Raw genomic sequence first — 3786 nt, 5'->3', positions numbered from 1 at the left:
GATCGGCCTTGCGACCGGCGCCAAGGGCGAAGCGGCCGAACTGGCGGGCCTGCGCGGCCTGCGCGCGGCAAGGCTGCAAGCCATACTGCAGAAGATGAGGGATAATTTCGCCGATCCCGCCATTTCGGCGCAGGGCGTTGCCGGGCAATTGCGGCTCTCCGTTCGCTATGTCCATGACCTGCTGCAGGAAACCGGGGTGAGCTTTGCCGAGCGCATTCTCGAACTGCGCTTGCAAAGGGCGCATCGCATGCTCCGCGACAGGCACAATGACCGCATGCGGATCAGCGAGATCGCGCTGCTCAGCGGCTTCTCCGACGTCTCCTATTTCAACCGCTGCTTCCGCCGCCGATTCGGCTCGACACCGGGCAGTGCCAGGTAGTCTCGCCGGCCGCCAACCCCGCTGGATACACGACACGCCAATCGACTGAGGCCGAATGGCCACACCAGCCGGGAAAGCGCTGCGATGCTTTCCCCGACAATTCGGGTGCGGCCCAGCCCAAGACGCAGCCAGCGGACAATGCAACACCGGATTTCTCGACAACAGCTGGATCTCCGCAGCTCATTTATGCGGTGGGGAAGCAACATGGGGCAGCAGACAACAATGAAAACTCTTCTTCTCGCAACGGCCTTCATTCTCGCGCCGCTCGGTGTGGCGTGTGCGGCTGATATCAATGAGGTTTCGCCTGTTGCATCCGGCTACGACTGGTCCGGACTCTATGCCGGCGTCGACATCGGCTACGCGGCCGGAAAATCCAATCTGTTCATCGCCGGCGGCGGACTGGGCGGGGCCACCGATCTCAATGTCTCCACCGATCCGAACGGATTTATCGGCGGTGTCCATATCGGCGCCAATTACCAGATGGAGAACAGCTTCGTGATCGGCGCCGAGGCCGACATTGTGTACAGCAATATAGATGGGCTGACGGCCCTCGACGCCGGCGGCGGCGGTGTCACCACGTTGCTCAAGAGCGAACTCAAATGGTCGGGGTCGGCGCGGCTGCGCGCCGGCTATGCTTTCGATCGGACCTTGCCCTACATCACTGCCGGCGTCGCCGCGGCCAAGTATGAACTGATTGCGGTCAGCGCCGGTGGCCCTGCCGCCGAAGTAACGCTCCACAGCGACAGCCATGTCGGCTGGACCGTTGGAGCCGGCATCGAACACGCCTTTACCGACAAGTGGATCGCGCGGGCCGAATACCGCTACTCCGACTTCGGCAGCCAGGACCTCTCGGTGGCAGCCGGTCTGCCTACGGAAACCCATGTCGACCTCCAGACACAGGATATCCGGGTCGGGCTCAGCTACAAGTTCTGATCCGCTGAAGCTGCTGATCTCCCCCTTGAGGGGGGTGAGGGAGTGGTCCGCGCAGCGGACGGAAAGCCAATCGCTTGGCTTTCCGAACGACGAACGCCTGGAGCGAAAGCGAAGGGCCGGGTCCGGCAGGCCAGAGGGGGCGGTCCGGCTGGGCTCGGCCTGCTGTTGCGGATGACGTTGGCGCTTTACGCGCGGCGACCCCCTCTGTCGTCTCCGTGGCGCTTTGTTCTTGATCTCACGGTTAGTGGCACGCGAATAGGCGTCGAGCGGAGCCGCAGGGTCAGCGCCGGGCGAGGGGGGACGGCACAGACATCGGCGATCCTTGATGCTTGTCCATGAAATCCGCGAAGTCCAGAAGGATGCGGGCGGCGGGGCTCATGAACCGGGCAAGTTCCTTATTGTTTGTCTTGTCGTAGATAGACCCTGCCGAGGAAGGCCGGCTCGCCGGAGCGCCGGCCGCCCAATGAGCCTGCCACCAGCACGACAAGCGTCAGCAAGTACGGCAAAGTCATCATGAGATAGACAGGAACGTCGGCGCCTATGGCTTGTAGTCTAGGCACAAGCGCATCCGCGCTTCCGAAAAGAAGCGCACCCCAGAGAGCTCGAGCCGCGTTCCAGCGCGAAAAGATGACGAGCGCAACGGCAATCCAGCCGCGCGACGCGACCATTCCCTCCACCCAGACATGACTTGTGGCGACTGAGAGATAGGCTCCGGCGAGACCACAAAACAGCCCGGATGCCAGGACAGCCCCGAACTGAACCAGTTGCACGTCGATACCCGCGACATCCGCGGCGGCCGGGTTTTCCCCGACGGACCTCAACCTGAGGCCATGTCGGCTTTTGGAAAGCCACCACCAGAGCGCGCCGACCAGGGTCGGCAGCGCCAGCGTAACCGGGTCCTGCACCGCGAAAATGCGGCCGAATGCCGAACCGCGGTCTATCCCGAAGAGGTCGCCAAGTGTGGAAATGCCAGAAAAGGTCTTCTGCACGTAGGGTCGCCCCACGACCCCGGTGATGCCCAGTCCGATTGCGACGACGGCTAGGCCGGCGAGCGTATGATTGGCGCGCAAGGCGACTGTCGATATTCCAAACAGCAGAGCGAGAGCCATCGCGGCCGCTGAGCCGGCGGCAAGACCAACCCAAGGATCGGCTCCGGAAAGCACCGTCATCGCGCCGGTCATGGCACTGACCGCCATGAGCCCTTCCGCTCCAAGATTGAGAACGCCGGCTCTTTCGCAGATAATGAGGCCGAGGCTCGCCAGCAGCAACGGTGCCGCATAGCTCGGAATGATGGCAATCCAGCCGATCAGAAAATCCATGCAACTGCCCCTTCCTAGTTCTTGGGCCGTTTGAGCGAATAGGAGCTGAAGAACTGCGCCATCAAAATCGACATCAGTACCGCGCCTTGCATCAGCACGATCATCGCTTCGGAGATCGAGTAGAAAACCTTCAGGACATTCCCGGCGGTGAACACCGCGCCGAGCGCGAAAGAGATCACGACCACCCACAATGGCTTCGCGCGGGCCAGGTAGGCGATCACGATCGCGCTGAAGAGATAGCCGTTGCCGACGGACTGGTTGAGGCGGTGCTCCGTCCCCGCCACGATCATCATGCCGGCAACGCCTGAGAGAGCGCCGGAGAGCAGCACGAGCCCCACGGCTATGCTGAGCACCGGCAGGCCCGTGGCGAGCGCGGCCTTGGCGTTGAAACCTACAGCATCCGCGTAGAAGCCGACCCGGCTGTGTTCCATGACGAACCAGATGGACAATGCGATAACGGCGACCAGGAAGATTCCGGCATGCAACTGCCCCCATCCCAGAACGGGAAACCAGCTCGCCTCGGGAAAGGTGGCGGTCACGGGAAAGCTGTTGGAAGGGTCTCTCCAGACCCCGAACAGAAGATGCTGCACGAGCAGAAACGCGACGCTTCCCAGCAGCAGGGTCGAAATAACCTCGTTAACGCCCCACTTGAGTTTCAGAAAAAGCGGAATCGCAATCCAGGCGGCTCCCGCAAGCGCTGCCAGAACGAACATCGTCGGCAACCTCAGCACTTCAGGCCCGCTGCCGTTCAGCGCCACCCAGGTTGACGCGATCGCGCCGAGCCATAGCTGGCCCTCCACGCCGATGTTCCAAAACCGCACGCGCATGGCAACGCCGGAGGCGAGGCCGACTAGCACCAACGGTAAAGCGGCCGTCGCCGTCTGGGAGAGGCCGTCCGAGGTCAGAAAAGTTGCAATCAGGAACTCATCCACAAGAGCGCTTGCCGGCACGCCCGCATGCACGAGCAGCACCGCCGAAACCGTCAGCCCGACCAACAGTCCGCCAACATAACTGAGACTGGTCAACAAGAAGCCGGGATTTTGCCTGCGAACAAGGAAAGCTGTGTCAAGCATGGCCTGCTAAAAGGCCTCCTATCCATTCAGGCGTGACGTCGCCGGTCTGACGGCAGCCGACGATCCTTCCTCTGTTCATGAC

General features: G+C 62.3%; 4 protein-coding genes. 2 read left to right on the top strand and 2 right to left on the bottom strand.

Translation table 11 applies throughout. The annotated features are described in order from the left end of the window. The coding region (locus tag EN939_RS24700) for a helix-turn-helix transcriptional regulator (protein ID WP_164751192.1) at nt 1–379 on the top strand (379 nt) is incomplete at its 5' end. 222 nt (nt 380–601) lie between these two features. Further along, nucleotides 602–1312 carry an outer membrane protein gene (locus EN939_RS24695; protein WP_164748938.1) on the top strand — a complete coding sequence of 237 codons (711 nt, stop codon included), beginning with the start codon at nt 602–604 and terminating at the stop codon, nt 1310–1312. Between the two features lie 395 nt (nt 1313–1707). On the opposite strand, the gene EN939_RS24685 is transcribed toward EN939_RS24695, so the two are convergent. Both EN939_RS24685 and EN939_RS24680 read right to left on the bottom strand, forming a co-directional pair. Continuing rightward, a complete protein-coding gene (locus EN939_RS24685) occupies nt 1708–2631 on the bottom strand; it encodes an ABC transporter permease (protein ID WP_127270303.1) in 924 nt (307 codons plus the stop codon). A 14-nt stretch (nt 2632–2645) separates the two neighbouring features. Further along, nucleotides 2646–3704: an ABC transporter permease gene (locus tag EN939_RS24680; protein WP_127270302.1), complete on the bottom strand. Its 1059-nt coding sequence runs from the start codon at nt 3702–3704 to the stop codon at nt 2646–2648. Nucleotides 3705–3786: the final 82 nt, after the last annotated feature.

The organism is Mesorhizobium sp. M7A.F.Ca.CA.002.05.1.1 (assembly GCF_003998335.1).
Taxonomy (GTDB): Bacteria; Pseudomonadota; Alphaproteobacteria; order Rhizobiales; family Rhizobiaceae; genus Mesorhizobium.
This window is presented reverse-complemented; position numbering and strand designations above follow the sequence as displayed.